At 44.8% G+C, this 14,812-nt stretch carries 8 protein-coding genes; 1 reads left to right on the top strand and 7 read right to left on the bottom strand.

Features of this window, described 5'->3' with window-relative positions; all coding sequences use genetic code 11:
• Positions 1-360: 360 nt before the first annotated feature.
• Positions 361-2,727, bottom strand: coding sequence for a ribonuclease R family protein (locus QUB77_RS15380; RefSeq protein WP_333174513.1), 2,367 nt, complete (start codon positions 2,725-2,727; stop codon positions 361-363).
• Between the two features lie 878 nt (positions 2,728-3,605).
• On the opposite strand from QUB77_RS15380, the gene QUB77_RS15375 reads away from it, so the two are divergent.
• Positions 3,606-4,613 carry a hypothetical protein gene (locus tag QUB77_RS15375; RefSeq protein ID WP_333174515.1) on the top strand — a complete coding sequence of 336 codons (1,008 nt, stop codon included), beginning with the start codon at positions 3,606-3,608 and terminating at the stop codon, positions 4,611-4,613.
• Between the two features lie 213 nt (positions 4,614-4,826).
• On the opposite strand, the gene clpP is transcribed toward QUB77_RS15375, so the two are convergent.
• The 6 genes from clpP to QUB77_RS15345 form a co-directional block, all read right to left on the bottom strand.
• A complete protein-coding gene (gene clpP, locus QUB77_RS15370; RefSeq protein WP_006635758.1) occupies positions 4,827-5,435 on the bottom strand; it encodes an ATP-dependent Clp endopeptidase proteolytic subunit ClpP in 609 nt (202 codons plus the stop codon).
• 268 nt (positions 5,436-5,703) lie between these two features.
• Positions 5,704-5,853, bottom strand: a complete 150-nt coding sequence (locus QUB77_RS15365) for a hypothetical protein (RefSeq protein ID WP_333295955.1) — start codon at positions 5,851-5,853, stop codon at positions 5,704-5,706.
• Positions 5,853-6,074, bottom strand: coding sequence for a hypothetical protein (locus tag QUB77_RS15360; RefSeq protein WP_333174517.1), 222 nt, complete (start codon positions 6,072-6,074; stop codon positions 5,853-5,855). The genes QUB77_RS15365 and QUB77_RS15360 overlap by 1 nt, the downstream gene beginning before the upstream one ends.
• 106 nt (positions 6,075-6,180) lie before the next feature.
• Positions 6,181-7,401, bottom strand: a complete 1,221-nt coding sequence (locus QUB77_RS15355; RefSeq protein ID WP_333174520.1) for a heparan-alpha-glucosaminide N-acetyltransferase domain-containing protein — start codon at positions 7,399-7,401, stop codon at positions 6,181-6,183.
• Between the two features lie 142 nt (positions 7,402-7,543).
• Positions 7,544-8,956 carry an adenylate/guanylate cyclase domain-containing protein gene (locus QUB77_RS15350; RefSeq protein ID WP_333174522.1) on the bottom strand — a complete coding sequence of 471 codons (1,413 nt, stop codon included), beginning with the start codon at positions 8,954-8,956 and terminating at the stop codon, positions 7,544-7,546.
• A 48-nt stretch (positions 8,957-9,004) separates the two neighbouring features.
• Positions 9,005-14,533 carry an ATP-binding sensor histidine kinase gene (locus QUB77_RS15345; RefSeq protein WP_333174524.1) on the bottom strand — a complete coding sequence of 1,843 codons (5,529 nt, stop codon included), beginning with the start codon at positions 14,531-14,533 and terminating at the stop codon, positions 9,005-9,007.
• Positions 14,534-14,812: the final 279 nt, after the last annotated feature.

Genomic DNA, 14,812 nt, shown 5'->3' with positions numbered 1-14,812 from the left:
TATATCAACTTTTTTAGCATCGGAGTTATTCATAAATCTCTTATCTTCATCTGCGTTAATCTGCGTCCATCCCTTGTCCGGGGCGGTTAACACATTCTCTTTTTTTTACCGCAGATATAGGCAGATTAACACAGATTAACGCAGATAAATTATAGAAATTCCGGTTGCCTCGGCCGTGATTGTTGACTTTTGACTGCATTTTAGGCCAGACGATGCTATCGGATTTGATATTAGTCATTAATGATTTTTGAGTAGAGTTGGCCGCGAAATTCTCAATACTTAGTTGCCAGACAATGACAACTAAGTATTGAGAAAAGCTAACAGTCAACAGTCAACAGTCAACAGTCAACAGTCAACAGATTATTCATCATCATCAAAAGCTTGGCTGCCGCCACCAACTGCAACTAAATCAATTTGCTGGCGGTAGTAGTCAACACTCTTGACTTGAACTTCTACCCGATCGCCCAAACGGTACTGATTGCGGTTTTTGCGGCCCACCAGAGTTTGCTGGCGCGATCGATATTCGTACCAGTCATCCTTGAGCGAAGAAACATGCACCAATCCCTCAACTCGCAGGATGTCGCTTTCCGGCGGCCGCACCTCAATTTCCACAAAGAAACCGTAAGACTGCACACCTGTAATCAAACCTTGGAAAGTTTGGCCGGTGCGTTCTTTCATCAATCCGGTTTTCTTCAATCCCTGCAAATCGCTTTCGGCATCCTCAGCAACCCTTTCGCGTTCCGTCAGGTGTACCACCGCCGATGCAAACTCTGTTTCAAATTCGTGGTGCAAATCTGGCGGGAGAACATTCCAAGTAATTTGACCGTGACAGGAGGAATGGTGCAAGTCAACTTTTTCCTTAGCCCGTGTTGTGCGACTGCTGCGGCCTTGCTCGAACACCGCTTGCAACACCCGCAGTACCAGCAAATCGGCGTAGCGGGAAAGCGGCGAAGTGCAGCGCGTGTAACCCTCTGACAGCGCCAAACCGAAGTGCGGCTTGGGAGTTGTGCTGTAAACAGCGGGCTTCATGGTGTCTTCTAGCAGGTAGGTGAGAACTCTTTCGGACTTAAGGCCGGCAAACTGCTGGGTAAATCGCTGAAAGTCCAAGGGCAAAACTTCTTCTTCGGTTTCGAGATACAGTTCGCCTCCGAGGTTGTTGGAGAGTTTGATGAACTCTTGAATGTCTGCCGGGTCTGGCATCGGCTGAACGCGGTAAATTGCTGGGACTCCCAAGGCCTGCAGGTGAGTGGCGACAGCTTGGTTGGCGAGTACGACTAACTCGGAGACAGCCGACTGAGCGGGGGGAGCCACTGCAAAAGCTCCTAATTCGCCTTCGTCGTCGAAGTGAGAGTTAGCATCGGGCAAATTTAGTTCAAAAGCTCCCCGCTTGAGCCTTGTCTTTCTGGCTGCCTGTGAGGCTGCCCCGATTTGATCTAGGAAAGGACGGAGGGCGGAGGATAAAGGGTGCTCTTCGGCATCGCCTGGTTCGAGAATTGCTTGAGCTTGCTCGTAGGTGAGGTGGTAGTCAATTTGAATGACGCTGGTTTGAATTTCGTATTCTAGGAGTTCTCCTGATTGGTCGAGGGTGAGCAGTATGCTGAAGGCCAGCCGTTCGCTGTCTGGCAGGAGGGAGCAGCGCTCGTTGAGGGTTTCTGGCAGTACGGCGATGATTTTTTCTCCCAGATGGGCGGCGGTGCCTCGCTTGCGGGCTTCGCGGTCGATCGGGGTTTCTGGCTGTACGTACTCGGCGGCGTCGCTGATGTGGATTCCTATTTGCCAGCGGCCGGGCTTCAGGGTTTCGATCGACAAAGCGCGTTCCACTGGCGGATCGGAGAGGAATGATGTTGGGTCAAACTCCTTTTCGCCTCCTCCTTCGGAGAGATTTTCCTCCTGGGCTTGGGGGGCATGGTTTTCGTTGTTGGTTGTTCCCGGTTCGTTTTTGCTGAAGCTAACAGTCAGAATGTTACGCAAATCTAGCCGTTTTTTGATGTCGGTTTTTTTGACTTTGCTGGGCAAATTTTCGGCTGCTTTGATGACTGCGGCAGGGAACGATCGCGGCAAGTCGTGTTTGCAGCATACGATGTCGAGGTCGTCTGCGGCTTCGGCGTCGGAACCGAGTACCTGTACTACTTTGCCGACTGGGCGGTGGGTGCCGAGGGGGTAGCGTTTGACTTCGACGTGTACTAGGTGGTCGATCGCCTCTTGGAGATTTGTGCCGTTTGCGAGCAAGTCTAGTTCAAACAACAGGCGATCGTCCAGGGGGATTGCTCTGTAGCTGACGCGACCGGTGGGGGTGGCGGTTTGCTTGACTCGCGCGAGTACCGAGGGGTTGGCGCGTTCGAGGATGAGCATGACTTCGCCTTCGGGCGATCGGCGGCGGCTACCTTCTTTGATGATTTTGACTAAGACTCGATCGCCATTCCAAGCTGTCGAAAGGTGACTTTCCCGCACGTAAACGTCTTCTGAGCCTTCGGCGTCTTGAATTGCAAAGCAAAATCCTTTGCTCGAACAGCGCAGTTTTGCTTCTACTACGTCGTCTTCAGCTACTCGGCGATAGCGGCCTTTGTCTTTGACTAATATGCCAATTTTCTCTAGAGCTTCTAATGCGATTTGAAGTTTGAGTTGACTGGTGGCGTCGTTGCAGTCGAGTTTTTTCTCCAATGCTTTAGGGGCCACTAATTTGTCTTCTGTAAAATTTGCCAGCAGTGCAGCGATAGAAAATTCCATGTAGCGATCGATCCTCTTGTTTCCAGCAATTAGTCTTATTTTGGCGAAATCAGCCGCACCCCCTCGGGCCGGAAGCTGTGCCTGCTTCCCAACAAATGCGCGGGTTAATAGGTGGAGACGCGAGCACAGCCACCTTGTTTCATCGCGAGGTTTTTTTGAGATTCTCTCCCGACACCGGCTTGGTGCTAATTGTCTGCTGTCTGTCTTGAACTGACTGCTGACGGTGCAGAAAACTGTCCCGCACGCTATTCCCCAATACAATTTTTTAGCGTTGGTTTGTTTGCTTTTAGGTCAGCAGCGCCGAGCACTTTGCGAATTAGAAAGCCCCTGTCGGTTCTTAAAAGATGGCTCGATACTGAAAGCGACGGCTTGAGTCGAGGATGAGCCGATGGAGGGATGGAGAGGGAGAAAATTTGCATTTCTTCCTTCTGCCTTGTTCCTTCTGCCTTGTTCCTTCTTCCTTTTGAAGTGCCTCTTGCTTCTTGCTTTAGCAAAGAATTTACCGCATCAAGGCAAAATTGCTAGTAGCTCGCTGCTGCGATGCCCCTGTTTTTTGCACGCGATCTGCCCTTGCGGACAGAGGTGCAACGAGCGGGTCGGGAGCAATCTGTGCTGTAGAAAGTGCAAGGTACACAAAACCGGAGACTTTTACTACTTTTGCTTAGTTGCTGTGTCATCTCCTATAGGTAGAAATGACGCCCGATGCTTGTTAGCTTAAACCGCTGGATGTGGGATGGGGTTTAGTGGCGTGTAAGGTTGCGCGGATGACTCACCTTTAATTTATTGTATGTTGAATAGGTGCTTTCAGAAAATTGTTTTCTCTCTGGCTGTACTACACTTAAGTCATAAGCCCCTCCTGGTTTCGGGGTCAAAAAATTATGTTTGCTGAATTTCGCGCCCTTTATCCCGCTGGACAGTTAATCTGTGAGTTGCTGACTGTTCATCACGGTAAGTTTGTTGTTCGCTGTCTGGTTCAGGTTGACGGCAAAACTCTTGTTACGGCTATGTCGGCTGCTGAGTCTGTTGAGGATGCTGAAGACCGCGCCCGGTTGCGAGCGATCGCTATCCTCGGATTTGCTCAGCCCGCAAGTGCGATCGCAAGTGTTGATCCGGCTCCGGTTGCTCCGGTTGCTTCGGTTGCTGCTGTTCCCCCGGTTGCTGCTGTTCCCCCTCCTCCGGCTGTTTCCCCGGTTGCTGCTGTTCCCCCTCCCCCTCCTCCTGCTGTTCCGGTTCCTGTTGGGCCGACAAGTGTTCCTCTTCCGGTTCTAGAAATGCCTGTTGCTGAAAAATTACCGGAAGCACATCAAAGCAATTTTGTCAAGACTGAAGCGAAATTAAATGAAGAGCCGATCGCACCTGTACCGGAACCGCTGCCGCCAACGGTCGATCTGCCGGAGGCTACTGGATTTGTACCGAAGCAGTTAGACTCGGATGCTTGGCTTTCTTCCAGCTACGGCGAACCGATCGCGGAACTGGATGTGCCGACTGCTAGCCAAAGTGAACTGCTACAGGGTGCGGCCGAAGTCAGGGAATTGCAACCGATCGCAGTAGGAATTCCCAGCGATGCGATCGAGGATAATTCTGATACGATCGCCCAAATAGACGCTCTCCTCAAACGGCTGCGATGGAAAAAACCACAGGAAACCCAATGTCTGGAACACAATTACAGCAAGTCGTCGCAGAGAGAGCTTTCTAGCGAAGAGTTAGTAGATTTCCTAGAATATCTGGAAATCTATAGCAGAACCACTGAGGAAATCCAGCGGCTGGCTTGGACTGCCAACCAAGGAAAAGATTATCTCAAACAAGCTTATGGCAAAGAAGCGCGCCATTTCTTAACTCAAGTAGAATTGCTCGACTTCCTGCAATATCTAGAATCTTTGCCCTAGTAATTATGTAGGTTTCTAGGTGTGATGTTTTTTTAGAAAAAGCTACATATAGCAGTTTTCAATTGTATGAAAAACAGTAAGGACTAAACTATGACGGCGTATCAGGGGCCCCAGAATCTGTAATTCACTCCACTGAAAACTGCTATATGACTGTTAAAAATTAAAAATCAAAAATGAAGAATATTTCCTCATTTTTGATTTTTAACTTTTTATTTAGACGACAGCGGCGATCGGGCGGCTGGCGGAAGGACGGCGATCGATCACTTGATCGACTAATCCGTAGTCCTTTGCTTCTTCAGCGGACATGAAGAAATCCCGTTCGGTATCTTCTTCAATGCGGGAAAGCGGCTGACCGGTATGGTTGGCAAGATGTTCGTTCAGGCGGCGTTTGTGGTACAAAATCTCTTTGGCCTGAATTTCAATATCGGTTGCTTGTCCTTGAGCTCCGCCTAGAGGTTGGTGGATCATAATCCGGGAGTGAGGCAAACTCATCCGCTTCCCTTTAGCGCCGGCACTCAACAGAAAAGCGCCCATGCTGGCGGCCAAACCGAGACAAATAGTGCAAATGTCGGGGCGGATGTGGTTCATCGTGTCAAAAATGCCCATACCTGCTGTTACCGAACCCCCTGGGGAGTTGATATAGAGGTAAATATCTTTCTCCGGGTCTTCGGCGTCTAAAAATAGCAATTGTGCAACAATCAGGTTAGCTAAGTCAGAGTCAACCTGTTGGCCCAAGAAGACGATGCGATCGCGCAGGAGTCGCGAGTAAATGTCAAAGGCGCGTTCGCCGCGACCGGATTGTTCTATAACTGTTGGGATCATTGACGCCTGCCTGCCTATTACGTATCTTTTTTTAATTTTAGCGATTTGGGTTCATTTATAGTTAGGGAGGGGTGGCGTGCGATCGAGAAATCGGCAAAATCCTTTAGCTGGAAGGGATGGGGGCGGTCATTTGTGGAAATTGTGGCGGGGGTGCGATCGGATTTCCGATCATACGGGCGATCGATGTTGAGGAAGCGGACATCAATAAACGTTGTTATGTGGTGATCGTATCGTTGCGAGAACTGAAATCGCTCGATCGTGGCTGACACTAAGGAAATGGTCGAGGAACTTCGCAGGGCGAATCACGAACTTCGAGACAATCAAGCATAATTTTCATCGGGACGCCAACAGGGCGACGTTTAACACCTGTGACACCTGGAAAATCTGCTGTTACTACATCACCCGGATTGAATTTCACTAATCCATCTCCTCACTCTCCGGGAAAAGTGTAGCTGCGTATTGCAAAGAAAAGGTTGTTACATCGAAACCATCTTCCTCACTCCAAGTATCACTTTGTTCGACGACAGCGACATTATGCTGTGATAACTCGTTGAGGATCAGAGTTGCCAAGCGTAACCGTTCCGTTGGTGACAAAGTGTGGACAACTTGAATATAGATTTCTTGAGCAGTAGTCGGCATAAAAAATCCTCCTGCCTTCAATTGTAACCTAAACAGGCGTCCCGATCGGAATATCCCCCTTATCTGAGATCGTTAGAAGAGTTATATCCACTACATACTAAACTACTCAAATTTTAATCACCCAACCACGGCGGTACATTCCATACAAAATGAACCACCAAAATAAGACCGCAGTCACGGCAAACGCTAGGGAACCATTCAGCGGCCCCGCCCACGGCACAAACCAGTTTGCATAAATCCAAGTGTAAGTTGTTGGAGCATTTGCACCAGTACCAATATGAGTTTTTAACAGGATTCGGGCAACTATACCGGAAGCAACAAACAGGAAAATTGCATTCACTCCCATGATTTCAAACGGCCTCCCCCATTTCCAATCCCGCACTTCTATTATTTCGTAGCAAGCTGCTAGTAATAGCAACGCCCAACCAGCAGTAAAAACTACATAAGAACTTGTCCAGAGTTGTTTGTTGATCGGAAATAAAAATCCCCACAAGTGGCCGATTACCACGCAACTGAGGCCGCAGATTGCTAAGTTGATACTGGTGCGGGTTTTGATTGGCTCTACTCGCAGCCATTCTCCGGTAAAGTAGCCTGTGAGGACTGTGACAACTGCGGGTAAGGTACTCAACAATCCTTCTGGATCGAAGGGGCCACCTTTGTACAGGTGTTGGCTACCGAGAATTAGCCGATCGACATATCCTCCTAAATTTCCTTCGGGCGTGAGTTCGCCGGCACTGTACCCCCCTACAGCAAATACGGTTAATGCAGCCCAATAGCCCAAAAGTACGGCAACAGCGAGCAGTTTTTGATTGCGGGGGGAAAGGTTGAGAATGGCGATCGCACTGATGAAATAAGCTAAGCCGATGCGCTGCAATACTCCCATGATGCGGATTTTACCGAAGTTTTCCACCGGGGCGCTGTTGAAAAGTACGTCAAGGGCGATCGAAGATGTATTTAGCAGCAACCCTAATATAAATAAAATCGCCGCGCGGCGCGCAATTCGCCAGTAAATATTTGAAGAAGGAAGAAGGAAGAAGGAAGAAGAAAGAGGGTTTTTAGCAGATTCAGATTTTTCCTTTTTTTGTGTAATTTTTGAGGTTTCTATTCCGGTTTTTGGATAATTTTGAATATATTTAGGCAGCGAGAAAGACATCGCGCAGCCAACGATGAACAAGAAAAACGGAAATACTAAGTCTGTCGGGGTGCAGCCGTGCCATTCTGCGTGATCTAGCGGTGGATACACGTGTTCCCAACTACCGGGGTTGTTGACTAGAATCATTGAGGCGATCGCAATTCCGCGAAAAACATCAAGGGATTTGAAGCGCATAAATTAAGTTATTTGTTCACTGTTCACTGTTCACTGTTCACCGTTGACTATCTTAGCGGATGCCCCTTTGCTAATTCTTTTCGGCCCAATTCTCAATTCCCCATGCCCAATGCCCAATGCCCAATTTCTCATTACCAATTAGCTAAATTTCAATACCTTCGAGAGTCATAATGACTGCATTCTTCATCAACATATCGCACCTTTCTGCATAAAAAGCTGCTGCCTTATCATACTTGTTGACTTGCAAAACGCGAAGAAACATTTGCCTTGCTTGCGCGAATTGCTGCTGGTAGTGAAAAAAAATTCCCTGTTCAAAATAAGTTTGGGTTTGTGCTTTTAGTTCGATCATTGCCGCCGAGTCGCCATCGTAAATTTCAAATACAGCCACAGGTGTTTGTTTTCCTTTGACTTGAACGCGATCGAGAAACCGGCACTTGTAATGTTGAGGATCGTCTATCCGGCAAAGGGTTTGGACGCTAGCTACAATAGCCACCCCATAAAGCTTTGTCAATCCTTCCACGCGGGAAGCTAAATTAACGGCATCAGAAATCACCGTACTTTCCATTCGTTCCGCTTCGCCAATCGTACCTAACATTAAAGTCCCCGTATGCAAGCCAATCCCTATCGAAATAGGTTGATAGCCACTGTTTTGCCTGTGTCTGTTATAAATTTTAACTTGCTGCTGCATCTCAATTGCTGCTTGTACAGCATCTTCAGCCCTGTTAGGAAACAAAGCCATAATCCCGTCACCAATATACTTATCTATAAAACCGTTGTACTCGCGGATAACTGGGCCAACTCGGCTTAAATAAGAGTTAAGAAATTCAAAGTTTTCTCGGGGAGACATACTTTCTGAGAGACTTGTAAATGAGCGAATGTCGGCAAACATAATCGTCATTTCTGCTTGTACAGAGTCTCCTAGTCGGGCATCAACGATGCTTTCTCTTTTGAGAAATTTCAAAAATTCACGCGGTACAAAACGGGCTGAAGCAGCAGCTATTTTTTCTAGTTCGCTTTTGCTGGACTCGATTTGATTGAGTGATCTAAATGCTCTCAATGCAGTGACTACTGTGGTAAATAATTTTTTATTAGTAAGTTCTGTTTTAGTTTTGTAATCATTGATATCGTAGCTGACAATTACTACATCTTCTGGTACTTGTCCGGGCTGTCCAGTGCGTAAAATAATTCGCACAATTTGATTATTTAAAATATCGCGGATGTATTTAACTACTTCCAAGCCTGCTTCTTCTGTTTCCATAACTACATCGAGTAAAATTAATGCTATGTCGTAGTTATTTTGGATGATTTCTTTAGCTTCTTTCCCTGAGTAAGCGCTGATAAATGTTATAGTTTTACCTTCAAATTTAAAATCATTTAAGGCGAGTTTAGTAATATTGTGAATTTCTATTTCATCATCTACAATTAATATTTTCCAACTTTCTTCTAGCGGTTTTTGTTCCGCCTCGTCTTCCTCGGCAAATATTAATTCATCATCCCCCGCCGCGATTAATTCGTCATCGCCCGCAGCCAACAGGTTTTTACTAGCTTCTGACATATATCGTTCTCCTATACAAAACTTATATCCATGTTGGCGGTCTCATAACTAACTGCTCATTTTAGCGGGAAATTCAATCATAAATCTTGTACCTTTATTTACTTGACTGGTGCAGCTAATTGTGCCTTTTAGTTTTTGAGTAACAAGGTTATAAATAATGTGCAGTCCCAATCCCGTGCCTCCCTGACCTCTTTTGGTGGTAAAAAACGGTTCAAAAATTTTACTGAGATTTTCTGGGTCAATTCCTTTGCCGTTATCGGCATATTCAAATATTAGCCGATCGCCCTCTAGTTTGAAATCAAAAGCCAGAACTCCTTCGTCCTCTCCATCGTAGGCGTGAATTAGGGAATTCAACACCAGATTTGTCACAATTTGACACACTACGCCGGGGTAACTGTCCACTACAATATTTTCATCACACTTAATATTTATTTTGTGCTTAGTTCTTTTTAGTTTTGCTGTTAAGGATGTCAAAATTTCCTCTAGGTAGTTTTTAACATTAAAGGTGCGTTTTAACTCGCTCGACTGATCTACAGCTACTTCTTTAAAACTGTGAATCAAGTCGGCTGCCCGCGTGAGGTTAGATAAGATCATATTACTGCTTTGCATCGCGGTATCCAGAAACTTTTCTAACTCGGAACGTTTTATTTGGCCGTTACTGTAAACCTCAAAAAACTTTGTGGCTTTTTCAGCAAGCAGGGAGGCGGCGGTGATGCCGATGCCGATGGGAGTATTGATTTCGTGGGCAACACCTGCAACCAACCCGCCGAGGGCAGCCATTTTTTCCGACTCTACCAGTTTATTTTGAGCTGATTTTAAGTCTTCTAAAGTTTGGGAGAGTTCGGAGGTACGCTGCTGTACTAAATTTTCGAGATTCTGATTGAATTGGTGCAAGTGGGCGTAAAGTTGAGCATTTTTGATGGAGATAGAAATTTGAGAAGACAGCAGTTTTAATATTTCTAACCTGTCTTGTGTAAAAGCGCCTGTAGTCAGATTGTTTTCTAAATATAGAATGCCAGTGAGTTGGCTTTGATTAATTAACGGGGTGCAAAGAATTGATTTAGGTTGAACTGCCATTATATACGGTGTGCGAGTAAATTGTCCTTCGCGGGTGGCATCATTTAAAACTATACTTTCCTGGGTGCGGGCGACGTAATTCACAACTGCAACTGCCAGCAAAGTTACTTCTCGATCGTCAGCTACAAAATCTATCGGAATTGATTGCATGACAGCAACGCGATCGACATCTACAGATCCTGATGCTTCAATCACCCATTGACCCTCTTTTTCTAGTATTAAAAAGCCTCTCTGCGCCCCCGCATTTTCAATAACAATTTTCATCATTTTTGCCAGCAGTTTGTCTAGAACTATTTCGTCGGCTAAGGTTTGCGATGCTTTAACTGCTGTGGTCAAGTCTAGTACGCCTGCACTGTCGTTCGTAGTGGAAGCGCTGCTGGTAGATTTGTGAGTTTCAATATTAGTTGAAATCGAGCCTGAACTTAGCAAGTGCGAGTATTTCGATTCTAAATGCGCTGCTTTGGCTGTTGCTCCCCAGCGCTGATAGCAATAACGCGCTTCTGTCAAGTAAGTTTTAGAATTTTTTTCTCTTCCTATGGATAGATAAAATGCTCCTGCCAATTCTGCTGCTAGTGCTTGTATTTGTATGTAGCCGTTTTCTTGGGCTCCTTCAATTGCGCGATCGTAATATTCCATTGCTCTCACAACATTGCCCAAAACCCGCGCTTTTTCTGCTGTAAGTAAGTCGCATTTATGCTGAAGATTCATGGGCGCAGAAAGCGCTTTTTGTTGCAGTTTTTTTCGGTTACTGACAGCGTAAAAAATATGCTCTTCTTGTTCCTCGTCTGTTGCAGATGGATAAGCTGCTAGGCGGGCTAGAGAATCGTAAAACTGGTATTCAGAAACATTAATAAAGCCTGCAACTCCGTCTAAATATACTTCGGCTTGCGCCGCATTTTCTAGCGCTGTAGCGGTATTTCCAAATAAATACGCTAGTATTAATTTTTGCAAATAAAAGTGCTGTAGTCCCACCCGATCGTTAGCTTTCAACAGCAGCGACAACAATTTTTCTTCGCTGTATGCTTCACCTAACACAAGGTGTGGAGTTTCCAATTTTCCCATCAATTGCAAAATAGTGTGCCGATATATTTGATTCCAAGTCAATACAGTTTCTTGCTTGAGTTGAAACAGCAAATGGTTGTAACTTACCATTCTCCGTTCCAGTTGTGGCAATTCTTGACCGATGAAATACAAAGACTGACAAATATTTACGGCTGCATATCCGACACATTCTAAATCCCCATTTTCTAGCGCGCTTTGATAGGCTTCCTCTAATAGTGGCAAAGAGTCTTTAACGTGATGCTTGCCGTTCATCAAAATGAATGCTACTAAATTAAGCGTTTTGCTTTTGAATTCTAACGCATTTAATCTATCGCTCAAATTCAAAGCTAATTGACCGAAGCTATCCCCAGATTCAATATCTCTAACTATTCCTTTTAAAATTGCTCCGTAATTAGCATAGCCGAAGGCAGAAAAAGTAGAATTTCCGTAATTTATAGATAAATTAACTTGCTCGCACACAATCAGAGGCAGCAACACAGGTTCAACTATAAACGTAGCTGAAAACATACTAGAAAGCACGCGCATACTTGCTAATTTATGCGGATTTGTCATCATCGGCAAGTCAATTAAATCTTCTATTTTCTTTTCGGTTAAATAAGCTGCTGTTTTAGCCATTGCTTGCTGAATGTGGAGGGGAATCGGCGATTCGGGAAAGTTTATTCCTAACATTTTTAGTGCTTCGCGACCAATTTTTACCGATTCTTGGAGTTTGGTTTGCATCGCACAAGCTATGATTCTGATTTCAAACACTTTGATTGTGTCTAGTTCATTTTTTGCGTGTTGCAGGACAGTTTCAGCCCATTTTTCCATTGGTTCAAAGTCGGTATTGAGGTAAGCAGCTTCTGCTGCTGACTCGTAGAGTGCAAGAGTCAAGTCGTAGTCAGTTTGCCAACTTTCGGGGGGCAGCAGTTCAATACCTGCGGTTAAATATTTCAGGGCAAGTTCGTAAGCTGCACTTGCTTTTGCTTTGCAGCCTGCCATTAAATTTAATTGGCATAATTGAAATTGTTCTAATTGGCTGCTGATGATTTCTTTGGCAAAATTTAGTTGATTTACGGTATCAAAAATATGCTCTTCTAATTGCTCTGGCGGTGCATTTTCAAGTAAAAACTTGCCTATCTTTAGATGAATTTCTTGTTTTTGAGAATCGGATATTAAAGCATAAGCTGCTTGCTGCACTCGCTCGTGCAAAAATTTGTAAGTTGCGCTAGGAACATCAGCCACGGGTAGGGAAAATTTATCGCTAAAATCTCTAGAGATTGTGTCTGTTACTTCTGTACTTGCTGCTAGTGCGATCGGAATTTTGTAGGCGTTATTCCCGATCAAAATCAGACCGGAATGAAGTGCCTCACCGAGGTCTGTTGCTGCCGACACCAGAGGTTTTTCGGCGATTGTCGAGAGAGTTTTTAAATCAAATTTGTTCCCGATACAAGCGGCTAATTTAAGCAGTTCCTGGGTATTATCTGAAAGTTTCTGAATGTTATCTATCATTAATTCTACAACATTGTCAGTTATTCCCATTTCTTGTATTTGTTCGATATCCCACTGCCACTCGCCTGTGATAGGAAATTTTTTCACAGTTTGTTCTGAGATTGGTTTCGCTAATCCCGACAGGTTAGGTTCAGCTAGATTGCTCACATTATTCGAGGAAGAAAGTTTAAGTTTAATTAAATTTTTTGAGTGAAAAAATTTAATTAATTGAGTTAAAAAGAATGGATTTCCCCCAGTTTTTTGAAAAAGCAACTCGGCTAAACTTAGCGAGTTTTCGGGGGCGCAGTTCAAAGTATCGGCAACGAATTGGTTGACGCTGCTTATATCTAAAGGCGAAAGGGCGATCGCCCTCACAGTGCCGCCTGCTTTTTTAATTGCTTCGGCGGTCAGCATTATAGGATGATGTGCATCTACTTCCTGCTCTCTATAAGCTCCAATTATCAATAAATATTGAGTTTCCAGGTCAGTTGCTAGCAATTCTATTAACTTGAGAGATGCTGAATCGACCCATTGCAAGTCGTCGAGGAAAATTACTAGCGGGTGTTCTTTTTGAGCAAAGACGCGGATGAAGTTTTGAAATACTAAATTAAAGCGATTTTGAGATTCACTTGCTCCTAAATCTGGGACGGGGGGCTGCGGCCCGACAATCAGTTCTACTTCGGGAATAGCTTCAATAATTACTTGGCAGTTGCCACCGAGTGCTTGTAAAATTTTTTGTTTCCAAATATGGATTTCTGCGGCATTTTCGGTGAAAATTTGCCGCAACAAATCTTGAAAAGCTTCGAGCAAAAAAGCGTAGGGAATATCGCGCTTAAATTGCTCAAATTTGCTATCAATAAAATACCCGTTTTCCAGCCTGATCGGCTTGTAAACTTCATATACTAACGACGATTTGCCCACACCTGCACCACCAGAAATCAGCACAATTTCTGTATTGCCTCGCCTCATCCGCTGGAAGATACTGAGAAGCATATTAACTTCTGCTTCTCGCCCGTAAAATTTTTGGGAAATTTGCAGGTGACTTGACTGATCTTGTTCGCCGAGGGTTATGTGGGAAATTTCGCCTGTAGTTTGCAGTTGATCGAGACAATTTTCCAAGTCGTACAAAAGTCCGAAAGCACTTTGATACCTGTCTTCGGCTGTTTTTGCTAAGAGTTTTATGACGATATCAGAAACGACTTGAGGAATCTCTTTGGTTCCTACTTGATTGATTCTGCCTCCGAGGCTTCTGCTTTCTACTTTTTGCTTTCTGTTTTCACAAGGAGAAACTGGCGTTTTGGCAATATGGCAGTGTACTAATTCCATAGGATCGATCGCCTTAAAAGGCAATTCGCCACAAAGCATTTCATAAAAGGTGACGCCTAAAGAATAAAAATCGGTGCGGTAGTCGATCGCCCGATTCATGCGTCCCGTTTGTTCAGGAGACATATAGGCGAGAGTGCCTTCGAGTAAATGGGGATGGCTGGGGGCGGGGTTTTCGCCCGGTAGCAGGGAGGCGATCGCAAAATCAGCAATCTTGACATCTCCTGTCTCGATATTGACAATAATATTGCTGGGTTTAATATCCTTATGGATGATGTGGTGTTCGTGGAGTTGCCCAATAGTTTCGGCTAGTTTGATGGCAATATGCAGAAATTGTTGTAACTCTAGCTGGTTGTTGCTGAGAAAGTCTTTTAGGGAAATACCACCAAAATCTTCTAAAACTAAAACCGGAAAGTGATTGTATGTTTCTATTTTATAAAGCTTGACTATTCCGGGGAAATTCAAATTTTTAAGAATTTCAGATTCGTGCAGCAGTTGGGATATTTGCGCTGGGCTAGGGTATGGCGGCGTGAGAGTTTTGAGGATAACGGGTTTTTGTTCCTCAAGCTGCAGACCTCGATAAATAACTGTGTGAGAGTTTGTATAAAGTTCTCCGTCAATGCGGTATCCCGGAATAGAAATCATGATAGTTGAGGGTAATTTCAAAGATGCGGTTATACAATTTTAGATTTTAGATTTTAGATTTTAGATTGGGAATGATTGATGATATAAGAGTTGGGAGCGCGGGCTGAGAGTTGCATTCTTTTTTACCACAAGTATTATTAAGTAAGTGGAAATACACATCGCCGGTCGAGTGCGGTTTTTACGGCAGTAAACTGGCTACTATTATATAGCTTAGCTAAATCCCTCCCTAAAGAGTCGTCCTAGATACTTTTTTTGTCGCTTATTTAGTTATCTATATTT

It is taken from the genome of Microcoleus sp. AT9b-C3 (assembly GCF_036705485.1).
Taxonomy (GTDB): Bacteria; Cyanobacteriota; Cyanobacteriia; order Cyanobacteriales; family Microcoleaceae; genus Microcoleus.
Note: the sequence above shows the minus strand (reverse complement) of the source record. Positions and strands in the feature narration are given on the sequence as shown.

Bases quoted from the DNA above. Each gene is read 5' to 3' on its own strand.
- QUB77_RS15345 (WP_333174524.1), bottom strand. From the start codon at position 14,533: ATGATTTCTATTCCGGGATACCGCATTGACGGAGAACTTTATACAAAC.
- QUB77_RS15350 (WP_333174522.1), bottom strand. From the start codon at position 8,956: ATGTCAGAAGCTAGTAAAAACCTGTTGGCTGCGGGCGATGACGAATTA.
- QUB77_RS15355 (WP_333174520.1), bottom strand. From the start codon at position 7,401: ATGCGCTTCAAATCCCTTGATGTTTTTCGCGGAATTGCGATCGCCTCA.
- QUB77_RS15375 (WP_333174515.1), top strand. From the start codon at position 3,606: ATGTTTGCTGAATTTCGCGCCCTTTATCCCGCTGGACAGTTAATCTGT.
- QUB77_RS15380 (WP_333174513.1), bottom strand. From the start codon at position 2,727: ATGGAATTTTCTATCGCTGCACTGCTGGCAAATTTTACAGAAGACAAA.
- QUB77_RS15360 (WP_333174517.1), bottom strand. From the start codon at position 6,074: ATGCCGACTACTGCTCAAGAAATCTATATTCAAGTTGTCCACACTTTG.
- clpP (WP_006635758.1), bottom strand. From the start codon at position 5,435: ATGATCCCAACAGTTATAGAACAATCCGGTCGCGGCGAACGCGCCTTT.